The 13,735-nt window shown below is 39.1% G+C and carries 13 protein-coding genes, 1 tRNA gene and 1 pseudogene; 7 read left to right on the forward strand and 8 right to left on the reverse strand.

What is annotated here, in order from left to right; translation table 11 throughout:
• Nucleotides 1–92 precede the first annotated feature (92 nt).
• The 7 genes and pseudogenes from istA to ACIPUA_RS11960 all read left to right on the forward strand — a co-directional run bounded on the left by istA (nucleotide 93) and on the right by ACIPUA_RS11960 (nucleotide 5,654).
• Nucleotides 93–1,115: an IS21 family transposase gene (gene istA, locus ACIPUA_RS11930; RefSeq protein ID WP_316928257.1), complete on the forward strand. Its 1,023-nt coding sequence runs from the start codon at nucleotides 93–95 to the stop codon at nucleotides 1,113–1,115.
• Nucleotides 1,112–1,888, forward strand: coding sequence for an IS21-like element helper ATPase IstB (istB, locus tag ACIPUA_RS11935; protein WP_040133147.1), 777 nt, complete (start codon nucleotides 1,112–1,114; stop codon nucleotides 1,886–1,888). Before istA ends, istB (ACIPUA_RS11935) begins: the two co-directional genes overlap by 4 nt.
• Nucleotides 1,889–1,907: 19 nt before the next feature.
• The gene (gene istB / locus ACIPUA_RS11940; RefSeq protein ID WP_449059718.1) at nucleotides 1,908–2,630 is read left to right on the forward strand and encodes an IS21-like element helper ATPase IstB; all 723 of its coding nucleotides are present in this window, start codon (nucleotides 1,908–1,910) and stop codon (nucleotides 2,628–2,630) included.
• Nucleotides 2,631–2,744: 114 nt separating this feature from the next.
• Nucleotides 2,745–2,946: pseudogene (locus tag ACIPUA_RS11945) on the forward strand (integrase); the annotation flags it as partial.
• A 17-nt stretch (nucleotides 2,947–2,963) separates the two neighbouring features.
• Nucleotides 2,964–3,881: a GapS4a family protein gene (gapS4a, locus tag ACIPUA_RS11950; protein WP_449059700.1), complete on the forward strand. Its 918-nt coding sequence runs from the start codon at nucleotides 2,964–2,966 to the stop codon at nucleotides 3,879–3,881.
• A gap of 4 nt (nucleotides 3,882–3,885) precedes the next feature.
• Complete coding sequence (gapS4b, locus tag ACIPUA_RS11955; RefSeq protein ID WP_449059701.1) at nucleotides 3,886–4,995, forward strand: GapS4b family protein; 1,110 nt, start codon at nucleotides 3,886–3,888, stop codon at nucleotides 4,993–4,995.
• A gap of 425 nt (nucleotides 4,996–5,420) precedes the next feature.
• Nucleotides 5,421–5,654 (forward strand): hypothetical protein, encoded by a 234-nt coding sequence (locus tag ACIPUA_RS11960; protein WP_449059702.1) that lies wholly within the window; start codon nucleotides 5,421–5,423, stop codon nucleotides 5,652–5,654.
• 253 nt (nucleotides 5,655–5,907) lie between these two features.
• Here ACIPUA_RS11960 and ACIPUA_RS11965 read toward each other — a convergent pair whose 3' ends face one another.
• The 8 genes from ACIPUA_RS11965 to aspA form a co-directional block, all read right to left on the reverse strand.
• Complete coding sequence (locus ACIPUA_RS11965; protein ID WP_449059703.1) at nucleotides 5,908–6,492, reverse strand: antirestriction protein ArdA; 585 nt, start codon at nucleotides 6,490–6,492, stop codon at nucleotides 5,908–5,910.
• Nucleotides 6,493–6,817: 325 nt separating this feature from the next.
• The gene (locus ACIPUA_RS11970; RefSeq protein WP_008913927.1) at nucleotides 6,818–7,102 is read right to left on the reverse strand and encodes a hypothetical protein; all 285 of its coding nucleotides are present in this window, start codon (nucleotides 7,100–7,102) and stop codon (nucleotides 6,818–6,820) included.
• A 255-nt stretch (nucleotides 7,103–7,357) separates the two neighbouring features.
• The gene (locus tag ACIPUA_RS11975) at nucleotides 7,358–8,623 is read right to left on the reverse strand and encodes a tyrosine-type recombinase/integrase (RefSeq protein WP_449059704.1); all 1,266 of its coding nucleotides are present in this window, start codon (nucleotides 8,621–8,623) and stop codon (nucleotides 7,358–7,360) included.
• A gap of 195 nt (nucleotides 8,624–8,818) precedes the next feature.
• Nucleotides 8,819–8,894, reverse strand: a tRNA-Phe gene (locus ACIPUA_RS11980).
• Nucleotides 8,895–9,020: 126 nt separating this feature from the next.
• Nucleotides 9,021–9,593 carry a division control transcriptional repressor DicD gene (dicD, locus tag ACIPUA_RS11985; RefSeq protein ID WP_409076827.1) on the reverse strand — a complete coding sequence of 191 codons (573 nt, stop codon included), beginning with the start codon at nucleotides 9,591–9,593 and terminating at the stop codon, nucleotides 9,021–9,023.
• 273 nt (nucleotides 9,594–9,866) lie between these two features.
• Nucleotides 9,867–10,160 (reverse strand): helix-turn-helix domain-containing protein, encoded by a 294-nt coding sequence (locus tag ACIPUA_RS11990; RefSeq protein WP_042846388.1) that lies wholly within the window; start codon nucleotides 10,158–10,160, stop codon nucleotides 9,867–9,869.
• Nucleotides 10,161–10,833: 673 nt separating this feature from the next.
• Complete coding sequence (locus tag ACIPUA_RS11995) at nucleotides 10,834–12,156, reverse strand: anaerobic C4-dicarboxylate transporter (protein WP_048606083.1); 1,323 nt, start codon at nucleotides 12,154–12,156, stop codon at nucleotides 10,834–10,836.
• Between the two features lie 144 nt (nucleotides 12,157–12,300).
• Nucleotides 12,301–13,725 carry an aspartate ammonia-lyase gene (gene aspA, locus ACIPUA_RS12000; protein WP_042846386.1) on the reverse strand — a complete coding sequence of 475 codons (1,425 nt, stop codon included), beginning with the start codon at nucleotides 13,723–13,725 and terminating at the stop codon, nucleotides 12,301–12,303.
• Between the last annotated feature and the right edge of the window lie 10 nt (nucleotides 13,726–13,735).

Here is a 13,735-nt window from a genome sequence, read left to right on the forward strand (position 1 = left end):
TGTTACTGGCAGTGTAAAAATGACCCCATATTGGCAATTGAATTTTGACCCCTGACGTAATATAGCGGTTTTACTTGTGAGGCCGCTTTTCAATGTTAACTCAGGAGAAGGTTGTGACAATAAAAGTTCTCAAACAACAGGGGAAGTCGATCAAAAGGATTGCTCGTGAAACAGGTCTAGCGCGTAATACGATTAAAAAGTATTTGCAACGTACTGATACTAAACCTGTTTATCAGCGTAAAACTCATCGTCCAAGCAAACTAGAGCCATTTAAAGACTATATTCAGTCTCGGATTGATGCGGCTCATCCTGATTGGATACCGGCATCCGTTCTTTATGAAGAAATTCTTGCTTTGGGATATCAAGGAAAACGTCGAATATTAAGTGGATATCTAGCGACTTTAAAACCTAAAGCATTGCCAGAACCTCTTGTACGATTTGAAACAAAGCCAGGAAAGCAGTTGCAAGTTGATTTTACCATTATTCGGCGAGGTAAACAGGCATTAAAGGCGTTTGTTGCAACGCTAGGTTACTCTCGAGCCAGTTATGTTCATTTTTATGACAATGAACGAACCGATGCATGGGTTGATGGATTAGTCCGTAGCTTCGAGTTTTTTGGCGGTGTTCCTCATGAGATTCTTTTTGATAACGCAAAGGCGATCATCCTTGAGCGTGATGCTTACCGAGTAGGAGAGCATCGTTGGAATCCTAAGCTTTTATCTCTTGCTCAGGATTATGGTTTTAACCTGACCGTTTGTCGCCCTTATCGAGCCAAAACAAAGGGGAAAGTTGAACGTTTTAACCGTTACCTAAAATCAAGCTTTGTTGTGCCATTACAAGCAACATTAAGGATGTCAGAGTTACAACTGGATGTCCAAACTGCAAATGGTTATGTCGGTTACTGGTTAACTCAAGTTGCCAATGCAAGAGTCCACGGTACGACAGGTGAAATACCGAACCAACGCTTAATCACAGAGCAGAATGCCTTACTGCCATTGCCGATAAAGTTTGGCAATATTGATAGCTATCAGAAGATAAAGATGACACCGATGCCATTTGAAAGCCTACAGCATCCGCTTAGCGTCTATGATCAACTGTTGCAGGGAACATTATGAATTTACAATCTGAACGTATTGCTGATGCTTGTCGCCAACTAGGACTCTACGCATTACCTGAAAGCTGGCCTAGGATTGCTGAAAAACACCTTGAACAAGAAGGGTCGTATGCTGACTTTATTGAAAAACTTCTGATTGAGGAAATCAATGCTAAGATGCAGCGTACTAAGGCGACACTCTTGCAGTTTGCAGGGTTACCTAACATCAAAACGCTTGAGGAATATGACTTTAACTTTGCGAGCGGTGTTCCTAAATCCCAACTAATTGAATTATCGGGTCTCAGTTTTATTGAACGTCATGAGAACGTTGTTATGCTGGGTCCGAGCGGTGTTGGAAAAACCCATTTAGCGATAGCTCTCGGCTATAAAGCGATTATGTCGAATATAAAAACGCGATTTATTACCGCAGCAGATTTAATGTTACAACTGGGAACCGCACATAATCAAGGTAAATTAAAATCCTACTTACAACGGGTTGTGATAAGTCCCAAGCTCCTAATTATTGATGAAATTGGTTATTTACCTTTTGGGCGAGAAGAAGCGAATCTCTTTTTCAACGTAATAGCCAAGCGGTACGAAAAAGGAAGTACGTTATTAACTAGTAATTTGCCCTTCAGTCAATGGGCAAGCGCATTTGCCCATGATACAACATTGACAGCTGCGATGTTAGATAGATTATTGCATCACTGTCATGTGATTCAAATTAGCGGTGAAAGTTATCGTTTAAAGGATAAGCGTAAAATAGGCATTGCGCCAATCGTGTCTGAAGTGTAGTCAATGGGGTCAATTGTAAATTGCCAACTGGAGCCTTAAAGGGGGCAAAATTAAACTGCCATTGACATCCTCACAGATGGAGCAACCCGGCACTTACGAAGACCTCTCCTTCCGGGAAAGGCTGGCCCTGCTGGTCACGCATGAATCCCTCGAAAGGGACCAGCGCAAACAGAAACGTCTGTTGCAGAAGGCCCGGCTGAGGCTGGAGGCTTCTGTCCACGATATAGACTACCAGCCACCGAGGAACCTGGAGCGTTCGCGGATAGCTCAGTTAAGCCAGAACGAGTGGGTACTCAGGGGACAGAACCTGCTGATAACCGGCCCCTGTGGCTGCGGTAAAACCTACGTGGGGTGTGCGCTGGGCAACAATGCCTGCCAGCAGGGCTACAGCGTGCAGTACTGGCGGCTGAGCCGGTTGCTGGTTGAACTGACGCACAGCCGGGCGGATGGCAGCTACAGGAAGCAGCTTGCGCAGCTGTCGAAAACCCAGTTGCTTATCCTGGATGACTGGGGGCTGGAGCCGTTACTCCCGGCACAACGCAACGATCTTCTGGAGCTGATGGACGATCGTTACGGTAAAAATGCCACGGTAATGATAAGCCAGCTGCCAACGGATGAGTGGTACGGCTGTGTGGGTGATAACACGCTGGCTGATGCCATCCTGGATCGGCTGATGCATAACGCCCACCGGCTGGAAATGAAAGGAGAGTCAATGAGAAAGCGACTGGCACAGGTTGACTGAAAGTGAACGGTTGGTGTAATAAAAAGAAGTTAGGGCGCGTTAGGAAATAACGCGTTCATGTTCCTCCGGAATAACCGTTCATCTTCGCCAGAATACGCAATTAGCCTCAATTAAGTCATAAAGCGTATTGGATATGCAGGCCTCGTTACAGTGCATGGGTTTCGTCATACACTTTCTACTATTTTGCATAAGAAAGGATATGAGTCATAATGGATTAGCCCATGTAGATAAAATTTGTATTAGAGGAACTTATAACCATGCTCAACACATTGAAAATTTGGTCTACGCGTCAATGGGCTTTAACTTTTTTATTTAACATAAGAGGACGATTTCATGGGGGAGTTTTCTAAACTAGTAGGGGATTATGGTGAGGATATAGTCTCGCATTTTCTTAATATATTTGGATGGGAGAACCACGCGACAAACAAGCATGTTGACTGCCATACTCGTAAACATGGAAAAAATACACATGGTATTGATGCCCTATTTGTTTATAATTCACCGTTAGAATCAAAAACTATAGAGAATGTAATAGTATCATCAAAGTATTCATCAAATCCTTATTCTAGAGTGGCATCAACTTTTAAAAGCCATTTCGAAGATATTGCTACGGCTATTGAGTGTTACGCAAAATCCCCACTAAAAAAAGAAATCAACCAGCAGGTGGTTTCTGTTGGTCGGTATAATGGTTGTAAAAGAGTTGATACAGGGGTTCTTTTTTATATTAATAATGACACTAATCCGGATAAACAAGATATTATTAGTTCGATTAAGAACTCACAAATTAGTAGTGATCTTAAATATAGAACTATACATGTTGTGGATAATAAAAGAGCATCTTTTTTATATGAGAGCATTACTTATATAAAGAATAAGTATGGTGATGATAAAGTTAATTTTTTCTATCCTCCAACATCTCTAAACCTGACGATAACTGGTAAGAGATATTTTGGGAAAATATTTCCGGTTGAATATATTTCTTCTCCAATCATCCCTTTTGTCATTGACAGAGGAAATCAAGAACAACCTATCATTTGTTTGGTTTCATCTGAGCCATTTTCTGCTGATAGCATTGCGCATTTACTATCATGCACACGGGATTTAGTAGCCGATATATCTAAAAATCTTTTATTCGTATTTAGTAATTATAACAAACTGGATGCTAAGGAAGACTTGGACAGATTACGTTTGTCTCTTGAGAGAGATATAAATATAGAAATTGATTCCTACAATACCGATTTTCGAGGGTAAGATAATGGATTCTATGATTCTACCTAGTGGTGATAATTTAAAAAGTCTCTTGTCTCAATCAAAGATAAGTAAAAGTGAAGTAAAGTCTGTATTACGAGGAAGGGGAGTCTTTTGCTCTAGTGACGAAAAAAATAATACCGTTCCATTATTGATTAAAACTTTAGTAAGCCCATCGGAGTACTATTTTCTTCAGGATAGAATTAAAACTAAAGAGCATAGCTCAAAAATTAACATGAGGACTCTTAAGTGGGACTCAGAAGAGTCTTTAATTGATTCTATAGGTGATAATTTCAACTTATCTGATTTGATTGATGATCCTTTTTGTAATTATGAAGTAACAAGTATTTCTGATTTTTATGTAAAAGATAATGACGATTCTATAGCTTTAGATTTCACCATAAAACGTATAGATCTAATGAATGGTTGGTATGAAGCAGAACAGTATTTTTCTGGTAGAATAGAATTAGAAAAAAATAGTGAAAAAAAAGATGATGTTGAGGTGAATATTTCCCTCAATCATACTTCTCAAGAAACAAAACTAGTTGCAGATAAAATACTCAGAAAATTGAATTCTCATTTGAAAGCTCAAGGGCATATTAAGCAAGACTCTGAAATATTGAAAATTCAGTTTAATCATTTTGATAATTCTAAAAGAATATTATTTCTTGAGAGTATTGCCAAATCTCATATCCAAAATGAGTTTTATTTTCAAAAAATTATAGATGTTGATTTTTATCCGGATGGAGCAACTAATTTTCCTGATGATCTAAAGTGGTTGGAGAGTAATATTGAAGAGTTAAAGCTAAAAGGTACTTTAGGTGAGTCTATATTCTTCAGAAATAGAAGCCTTCATCCAAATCTGAAAATATCAAAGCTCGTGGCAAGCTACACAATGCAAGACATTGACTATGATGCAGAGTGTAAGGTTTCATATGAATTCCCAGAATATTCAACGAAGAAATCAGAAGTCGCTGAGCTTGTTATTGATTTTAAAGCATTTAATGGTAAAGGTGCTTCTGTTTCTAAAATTAATGAAATTAAAGGCTACATTATGAAAACTATTGAAGCAAAAAAAGTAAAAGCATATGATTTATATAAACTTATTTCTGATTAGTTAGTTTGGTGATTTTTAGGTTAATGTTTTAAAACCGACTTTACTCGGTTTTAAAACATCATTGTCATCGTTCTTTAAATCGGTATTTTTCTTCTATGGAATATATAATTAGGTGCTGTCCTAAATAAGATTTAATTTTATTTTGTAGAAAAGAAAGGTAGTGCCTGTTATTAGAATAAAAAGGCAAATATAACAAATTTTAAAAAAGGATAGCACTCCTTGATTTAAGAGCGCTGATAGTGTGATAGCTCAGGCGATAAGACAGTTAGCCATTCTTACTTCATTACAAAATATTTAAAAACTCAATTTTCTATTTGTTTCAAATTTTATAGTGTTTTTTAGGTTATTGCGGGTTTTTCTATTGTATTTTCCCGCAAATTTCAGTTTTGTTATCATAACCCGATAAAGGACTGCTTATTGAATTAATGTCTGATAACGTAAGCGAGAAAAACCTGAACAACTTTGGTCGCTTCGATGCCTTAAAAGATTCGGTAGATAAAATAAAAGCCAAAGCTGATTTTGATAAACAAGGTGGCGTGGCACTCCCTCCGTTTAAGCTAAATATGCGTATTGAACAGTTTTTAAAACTGTTTATTTTCGCCCAAGCCGATGATCTCTTAGGTGATGCTGTTGATGTACCCGATGACGCATTGGAATAGCCATGAATAAGCGCTTAAGTTCATCTTGGTTTGTCTTTGTTCCCTCATAGTAAGATAATTATCTATTTAATAGCTTGAATTAAATAAAAAAATAATGCCATAATAGCCATCTTTACGTATATCCATAAAGATGGCTTAAAGTAAAGTTTGATTGGAGACTGTTCTAACTCATTTATGTTATCGGTATCCCTCCGCATCATTTATTCTTCCCTCAAGGTCGGGAAGCGGCTTTACCATCACCGGGTTGCCCTATCTACCCACCCGTACGATAAACATATCCTCCATTGTGAAAAATACCCCCTTGTTCAAAACAAACATCACGTCCATAGCGTTCATAATCAAAGTAGTGGGATAAGTGCCCAAGTTGTGCTAAATCATAACAACCACTTTCTTCTATCCAGTAATAACCTAAATCATATTCATTATTGACCCCCTCTAATTGCTGGAAAGAATCTAAATTATCCGCTAAATGAATTAAATCATGGATTGAACTCGCTGAAGAAGCGATTTCAATAGCAGCCTGATAAAGGTCAATTTCATCAGGCGATAACATGGCTAATTGCGTGGCTAACTCGTTCAACTCATCTAAAAGGCTGTATTCTGAAATGTAAGAAGAAAGGCCATCAATTGAAGATTCATAGTCGGTCAAAAAATACTCTTCATAGTGAATACCATCAATGCCAATCCGCATTAAACAGTGTTCGATCTCTTTTGAGGTTGCTGGAAGCTCAAGCCACTCACCAACTAGTTCACCTTCGTTATATTTTCCTAAGTTCGTAATAAAAACAGAAATCATTCCCGATTTTAGGCATGGGGAAGCTGTCGCTGTTATACGCATATTCGTGTCCTATTATTGATGTATTGTGATTTAATTAATGGCGATATTTTGATAAAGAGATCTATTTCCCTTTAGAAGATGATATTGATATAAAAAGCCAATCAGCTGAAAAACAGGCAACTCGCTTTAAAAATGATTAATGACGGTTTAGAGCAGGATAATGAGTTGCCTTACAATCCCGATAACATGTTATGCTTTCTATCATGATCTCAATTTGCGCGGGTTAAAACGAAAAAAGCCCCTGTCCAATAAACTAGGGTCAGTTCAGACTCACAGACTCCTAAGAGATGAAACCCCATCAGGGGTTTCCGTTAACTTATGGCTATCAATCAAACGTGTATTCACACTCGATACATTCATAACGATCAAATACCACGCCATCTAAAGCTGAACCACTCACAGCCCCAGCAGTAGCTCCAGCGACTAAACGTCCAAATAGAGCGCCTACCGCAGCACCAGCAATCGTCCCTACAACAGGAACAGCAGAGCCGATAGACGCTCCAGCTAGTGCGCCTGATACGCCACCAGCAACAGCTCCTGTCTTTTTCCCGATATGACGTTCACGAATGCGAGTTGAATCGCAGGCCGGGCAACGAATGTAATTTTCCATGATAATTTCCTTTTATTTTGATTAAAAAGCAAAAAAGCCCCTGTCCGTGAGGACAGAGGCTTTCAGTGATAAAGCTTCTTTATTGAATGAGATGTATTACGATAAATCGTGGTTAGTTATCATGCGTTTTGACGATGAAAATTCCCATGAACAATATTGCCACCATTTCGCAATGAATCGATATAGTCGGCATACCACCGTAGTATTCGACTCCTCGTATTGAAAATGGATCGCCTATATGACATGGCTAAAGTTTTAGTGATTCATTGGATTATTCAACTTTGCAAAGTCGAATGGCGAAATAGTTTGTTCACGATTAGCATCCAAATAATCCGCCCACCACTGCACCATTAATCGGCGTTGGTCTATATGTTCTGCCTTATGAATATAAGCAGCCCTCACTGAGTTACGTTCTTGGTGGCTCATTTGCCTTTCTACTGCATCCTTCGACCATAAACCTGATTCGACTAATGAACTACACGCCATCGTTCTAAAACCGTGTCCACAAATTTCAGTCTTCGTATCATAGCCCATCACACGTAAGGCTTTATTGACGGTATTTTCACTCATGGGTTTAAAGGGATTATGAGCGCCCGTTAGGATCAATTCATGTTCACCCGTCCATGCCCAAATTTCTTTCAGTATAGTGATGGCTTGGTGGCTAAGGGGAACTAAATGCGGAGTGCGCATTTTAGCGCCTCTGTGTGAGAATTTAACGCCGGGTATAGGCTTTCGCTGAGCAGGAATAGTCCATAAGGCTTTATCGAAGTCAATTTCAGACCAACGCGCATAGCGAAGTTCGCTTGACCGAATAAACACTAATAAATTTAACATCACAGCTAGGCGAGTGACGGGTTGCCCTTTATAAGCATCGATACGGGCAATGAGTTCAGGTAGACGGTCAAGGTTAAGAGCTGGACGATGTTGGCGTTGTACAGTCGTTACAGCCCCTGCGGTATCAATGGCAGGGTTATAACCAATAATACCGGATTGCACCGCATAACGCATGACAGCAGCGATACGTTGCTGTAAACGCGCAGCTATCTCATAAATCTCTTTACTTTCTGCTGCACGGATAGGAATAAGCAGGTCAGGGGTTTTGAGGGTAGTGATATCGCGTAATCCAATATAAGGAAAGACATGCGACTCCAAACTCTTTAAAACCTTTTCACTGTGTGATTCAGACCATTTTTTATTGCTGGCATGCCATTGTCTTGCGATGGTTTCAAAAGAGAGATTAGCATCAGAAGCTGCTTTAGCCACACGTTTTTGTTCGCACGGGTCAACACCGACAGCAATCAATTTTCTGGCTTCATCACGTTTTAAACGCGCCTCTGATAAAGAGACATCAGGGTATAAACCCAATGCTAAGGTTTTCTCTTTACCTAAGTGGCGATAGCGTAATCGCCAGTACTTAGAACCATTAGTGTGCACCAATAAGTGCAATCCTGCACCATCGGTTAATTTATAGGATTTCACATCGGGTTTAGCCGCCCGAATTTTAGCGTCAGTCAGTGCCATAGTGAGCTTCCTGAGAGATAAAGTGGGTACAAAATTCTATCGAACTAGTGTATACCCGCAATTGTACCCACACAATGGGGTTGATGTGGATAGAATCGAGTAGAATTCAGTTGAGTTGAAACTTTAGGAGAGTGTTGATTTTAGCGGGCTTTACAAACAAAAACAGACGTCGGTTGACGTCTGTTGATAATAAGGTGGTGCCCGGACTCGGAATCGAACCAAGGACACGGGGATTTTCAATCCCCTGCTCTACCGACTGAGCTATCCGGGCAACGGGGCGCATTAAACCGTATTAGGCCGTTTACGTCAATGAGTTTTTATAAAAAAAACATATTTTTCGACTGAGTGTTTTCTTTTTCAGCAAAAGATGTGTGTTTAATAAACGGTTGTTGGTTTTTTAACTTAAGGCGCCTTTTTTACGACATAAAGCAATGGCTAAAATGTCTTCGGATAAGTGCTGAGCAATTTCAACATCTTGAATATCTCGCTGAACTAACAAGCGGTTCAAGCAACCCTCTAGTACTAATTCCATTTGGTTGGCAACCAGCTCAGAGTCCTCTATATCAAGCTCATCTAACAAATCTTTGGTAAATTTAAAGGAATTCTCTTTTTGCAGACGGCTAAGTTGGTGAATAGGGTGCTCTGATTCAGGGTAATAATTACAAGCAGAGATGAACAAGCAGCCAGGGAAACGCCCTTCACGGACTTTCTCGGATAACTGCTGGTAACGGGCCATAAGCTTCTGCTGAGGATTTAATGATTCATCTAGGAGTGTTTGGCGCTGCCACACTTCAATTTGCTGACCATGATAGCGTAGGCAATCATAAACAAGCGCTTCATCGTCGGGCCAAAATTGGCGTATAGTAGAGAAATCAGATTCAATTTCATGCAGTAAATTTTCTGTGGATGCAGATAAACCCTGGATTTCAAGTTGGTTTAAAGCATGACTTAGAATAGTGTCACGTTGGATAGGCATTGTTAACTCCATCACAGTAAAGTCTGATTTTCTCCCATCATAACAATGTTCAATTCTGAATTATAGCTGTTTGTTTTACCCCCAACCAATTGAGAAAAATAGATAATACAGCCTTAAGAATGTGAGTCGCCCACATGTTATGGCTAGGGCTTATGAGGGGGAATGATTTAGTCGATTAGAAGAGAGCAAATAAACTGAAAAAGTGGGCAACAGGAGGGGGAGAACCCCCCTGATATTGACTGATTGTTTTTAATTTATATTAAAACATTAGTTAATCAACTTAGCTTCTAGTGCAGCATCGATATAATAGAACTGAAAAATATTTTTCATAAAATCATCTATATCGTGTTTTCTTAGTTCAAGAGCTTGTAAAATATCCAAAAGACCTTGAATAGTAATGGAATTTTTGCCTCTTTCATAACGAGAAACTTGCTGTTGACTAATATTTAAGCGGGAAGCTAACTGCGCCCCCGTTAAGCCAACCGCTTTTCTGCGGTGCTTTAAATATGTTCCAATATAAATAGTCACATTAGTATTTTCATTTCGTTGAGCGTTTAACATTCCTCCTCCAAATAAATAGATACAAATAGTACACTATTTAATTATCAAAAATATTCTTTGTTATCGTCTATTACGATGATGGTTAATAAAAGGTAATCGTAATAAATTCCGCGGTCTATTTAACTAGGATTAATTAGTTATTACCAATATTTATGGCGAATTGGTTTTAATGATTCAATAGGTTATTTCTATATTCAATACACGATATATGAGTGCGGGATATGGATTTGTTGGTGTTTAGTTTTGTGATTTTTAATTTGTTTGGGGTTAATTTTCAATTTGTTGTTATTTTCTCTTTATTTTTAGCATTTAATTTTATAGCTAAATTAGCGTAAAAATGTCTTTTTTATTTATCATTTTATGTAATCAGTCATTGTTTGTTACACTTATATTGAGAGTATTAATATAAATGTAACGCCAGTAAAATTATTATAATTAGTTTTTATTTTAACGACTAAAATAAGAGGGTAATGCACTTTAAATATGTATATTGGTATTATTTTTATACATATTAAATAAAAATAATAGATAACCTATAAGAGACCTATTATTTTTATAGTCACGTATGTAACTTTATTTTGATAAGAGAGAATAACATACTGTTGTGTATAGATATAAAAAACCCGCGCAAATCGCAACGGGTTTTAAGTGTATTTAATTATGATTAGTAAAACTACAGGATCATACCACCAAACAGGAAGCCGAATGAAACGGCTAATGCAACACCAATAGTGCCTGGGATGAAGAATGGGTGGTTAAAGACGAAACGGCCAATGCGTGTTGTCCCTGTGTCATCCATTTGTACCGCAGCAACCAGAGTTGGGTAAGTTGGTAGAATGAATAAACCAGATACCGCAGAGAATGACGCAATAGCGGTTAATGGGCTTACATTCAAGGCTAATGCCATTGGCATCAGTGCTTTTGCTGTTGCAGCTTGTGAATAAAGTAGTGCAGAGCAGAAGAAGAAAATTACCGCTAACATCCATGAATGTTCGTGGATTAAGTCACCTGCAGTTGCTTTGATCCAGTCAATGTTGTGCTGTACGAAAGTATCACCTAACCACGCCACACCTAAGATACAAATACATGCACTCATACCTGCTTTAAAGGTACTTGAATTCAAGATTGCATCGGTGTTTACACGGCATAGTACAGTAATTAATGTTGCCACTGTTAGCATGATAATTAAAATTGCGTTAGTGGTGTTCATTAATGGTGTTTCAACAATACCAAGGCTAGGGCTATTGATGATGGCATAACAAACAACGCCGATAACACCAAACAAGAATAACAAGACGGAAGATTTAGCACCCGCTTTGATTTCTTTTACTTGGCTTCCACGTAATTCGACTAATCCTTCTGCTAAACGTTTTTGATAAATAGGGTCATCAGACAACTTGGAATTAAATGTCCAAGAAATGATGAATGACATTAAAATGATAGCGAGGAAGGTGGCCGGTAATAAAATACTCAGCAGCGTGATGTAACTTACAGTATTTCCTGCGCCAACCATTGCTGGGTTTTCCATGACTGATGCCATGTAAACCACTGCGGCTGAAATTGGTGATGCAGTGATACCAATCTGTGCCGCAACAACCGCGGTTGAAAGTGGACGACAGGGTTTAACACCTTGCTCTTTTGCGACTTCTGCAATAACAGGTAATGTCGCTAAAGAAATATTACCAGTTCCTGCAAAAAGGGTCAGAAAATAGGTGACGATTGGGGCAAGTATGGTGATGTATTTTGGGTTGCGGCGCAGTAATTTTTCTGTTTGGGCAACTAAGTAATCTAAACCCCCTGCAATTTGCATTGCTGAGATAGCGGCGATAACAGCCATGATGATTGAGATAACGTCAAATGGAATCGTACCCGGTTTCACGCCAATTGCAGCGAGTACCAGTACCCCAAGGCCACCGGCAAAGCCGATACCTATCCCACCTAAACGGGCCCCCAAAAAGATGGCCAGCAGAACAATAATAAATTCTACGGCTAACATAGTGTTTACTCCTCGACAAAATGAAAATTAAAATTATGAAACTGTTATGTTAATTTTTTGTGTGTGTATGAATCAAAAAAGGCACGCTTTCTGGTGAGAGGCGTGCCTTTATTTTTAAGTATTATTTATGATAAACATAAATTTTTAGTCATCAAAACGTTTTGCTTTATAAGCAGGGTGTTTTAAGTTCTCAACAGAGAAAATATCATCCAGCTCAGCTTCTGTTAGTAAACCACGTTCAAGAACAACTTCACGTACGCTCTTACCTGTTTCTGCGCAAATCTTACCGACGATATCACCATTATGGTGACCAATGAATGGGTTCAGGTAAGTGACGATACCGATGGAGTTAAATACAAACGCTTCACAGATCTCTTTGTTCACTGTAATGCCGCTAATGCATTTTTCTTGCAGATTACGACAGGCGTTGTTCATCAGGGAAATCGATTCGAACATAGCTTGACCGATTGCAGGTTCCATTACGTTTAATTGTAATTGACCTGCTTCTGCAGCCATAGTCACGCAAATATCATTACCGATGACTTTGAAACAAGCTTGGTTAACAACTTCAGGGATAACAGGGTTAACTTTTGCTGGCATGATAGAAGAACCAGCTTGTAACTCAGGTAAGTTGATTTCTTTAAGACCTGCACGAGGCCCAGAAGACAGTAGACGTAAGTCGTTACAAATCTTAGACAGTTTCATCGCCAGACGTTTTAGGCCTGCATGTACAGTGATATAAGCACCACAGTCTGAAGTTGCTTCGATTAAGTCTTCTGCTGGTACACAAGCTAAGCCTGTGACCTCTGCTAATTTTTTAACGGCTATTTCTGAATAGCCCGGTGCGGTATTCAGACCAGTACCGATAGCAGTTGCACCTAAGTTAACTTCGAGCAGTAATTCGATGCTACGTTTTAGATTTTTCTCTTCTTCTTTTAAAAGAGTCGCGAAAGCATGGAACTCTTGACCGACGGTCATTGGAACAGCATCCTGCAATTGGGTACGGCCCATTTTCAGAATGTCTTTATATTCTTCAGCTTTAGCTTCAAAGCCTTTTTTCAGGTATTCAACAGAATCAATTAATTTCAGTACAGAGTTATATACTGCGATACGGAACCCTGTAGGGTAAGCATCGTTAGTTGACTGGCTTTTATTAAGGTGATCATTCGGGTTTAAATAATCATATTCCCCTTTTTTATGGCCCATCAGCTCTAAACCGATATTTGCCAGAACTTCGTTGGTATTCATATTGAGTGATGTGCCCGCACCACCTTGGAATACGTCAACAGGGAACTGATCCATACATTTGCCTTCATTTAATACAACATCACAGGCTTTAATGATAGTATCCGCGATATTACGTGGGATAGTTTTCAGTTCTTTATTGGCTAAAGCTGCCGCTTTTTTGACCATAACCATGCCTCGAATAAATTCTGGGACATCGTTAATAGTGCGGTCGCTGATATAAAAGTTTTCAATCGCACGCAGAGTATGAACACCATAATAGGCATCAGCTGGAACTTCTTTTTTACCTAACAGGTCTTCTTCGATACGAGTATTGTTTGACATGAGAACCTTC

It is taken from the genome of Providencia sp. AGC89, from assembly GCF_053543535.1.

What these genes read in the sequence shown, in the direction of transcription:
- ACIPUA_RS11965 (WP_449059703.1), bottom strand. Translation starts at nt 6,492, where the DNA reads ATGCGTATAACAGCGACAGCTTCCCCATGCCTAAAATCGGGAATGATT.
- ACIPUA_RS11995 (WP_048606083.1), bottom strand. Translation starts at nt 12,156, where the DNA reads ATGTTAGCCGTAGAATTTATTATTGTTCTGCTGGCCATCTTTTTGGGG.
- aspA (WP_042846386.1), bottom strand. Translation starts at nt 13,725, where the DNA reads ATGTCAAACAATACTCGTATCGAAGAAGACCTGTTAGGTAAAAAAGAA.
- ACIPUA_RS11990 (WP_042846388.1), bottom strand. Translation starts at nt 10,160, where the DNA reads ATGTTAAACGCTCAACGAAATGAAAATACTAATGTGACTATTTATATT.
- gapS4a (WP_449059700.1), top strand. Translation starts at nt 2,964, where the DNA reads ATGGGGGAGTTTTCTAAACTAGTAGGGGATTATGGTGAGGATATAGTC.
- ACIPUA_RS11970 (WP_008913927.1), bottom strand. Translation starts at nt 7,102, where the DNA reads ATGGAAAATTACATTCGTTGCCCGGCCTGCGATTCAACTCGCATTCGT.
- istA (WP_316928257.1), top strand. Translation starts at nt 93, where the DNA reads ATGTTAACTCAGGAGAAGGTTGTGACAATAAAAGTTCTCAAACAACAG.
- gapS4b (WP_449059701.1), top strand. Translation starts at nt 3,886, where the DNA reads ATGGATTCTATGATTCTACCTAGTGGTGATAATTTAAAAAGTCTCTTG.
- ACIPUA_RS11960 (WP_449059702.1), top strand. Translation starts at nt 5,421, where the DNA reads ATGTCTGATAACGTAAGCGAGAAAAACCTGAACAACTTTGGTCGCTTC.
- ACIPUA_RS11975 (WP_449059704.1), bottom strand. Translation starts at nt 8,623, where the DNA reads ATGGCACTGACTGACGCTAAAATTCGGGCGGCTAAACCCGATGTGAAA.
- istB (WP_040133147.1), top strand. Translation starts at nt 1,112, where the DNA reads ATGAATTTACAATCTGAACGTATTGCTGATGCTTGTCGCCAACTAGGA.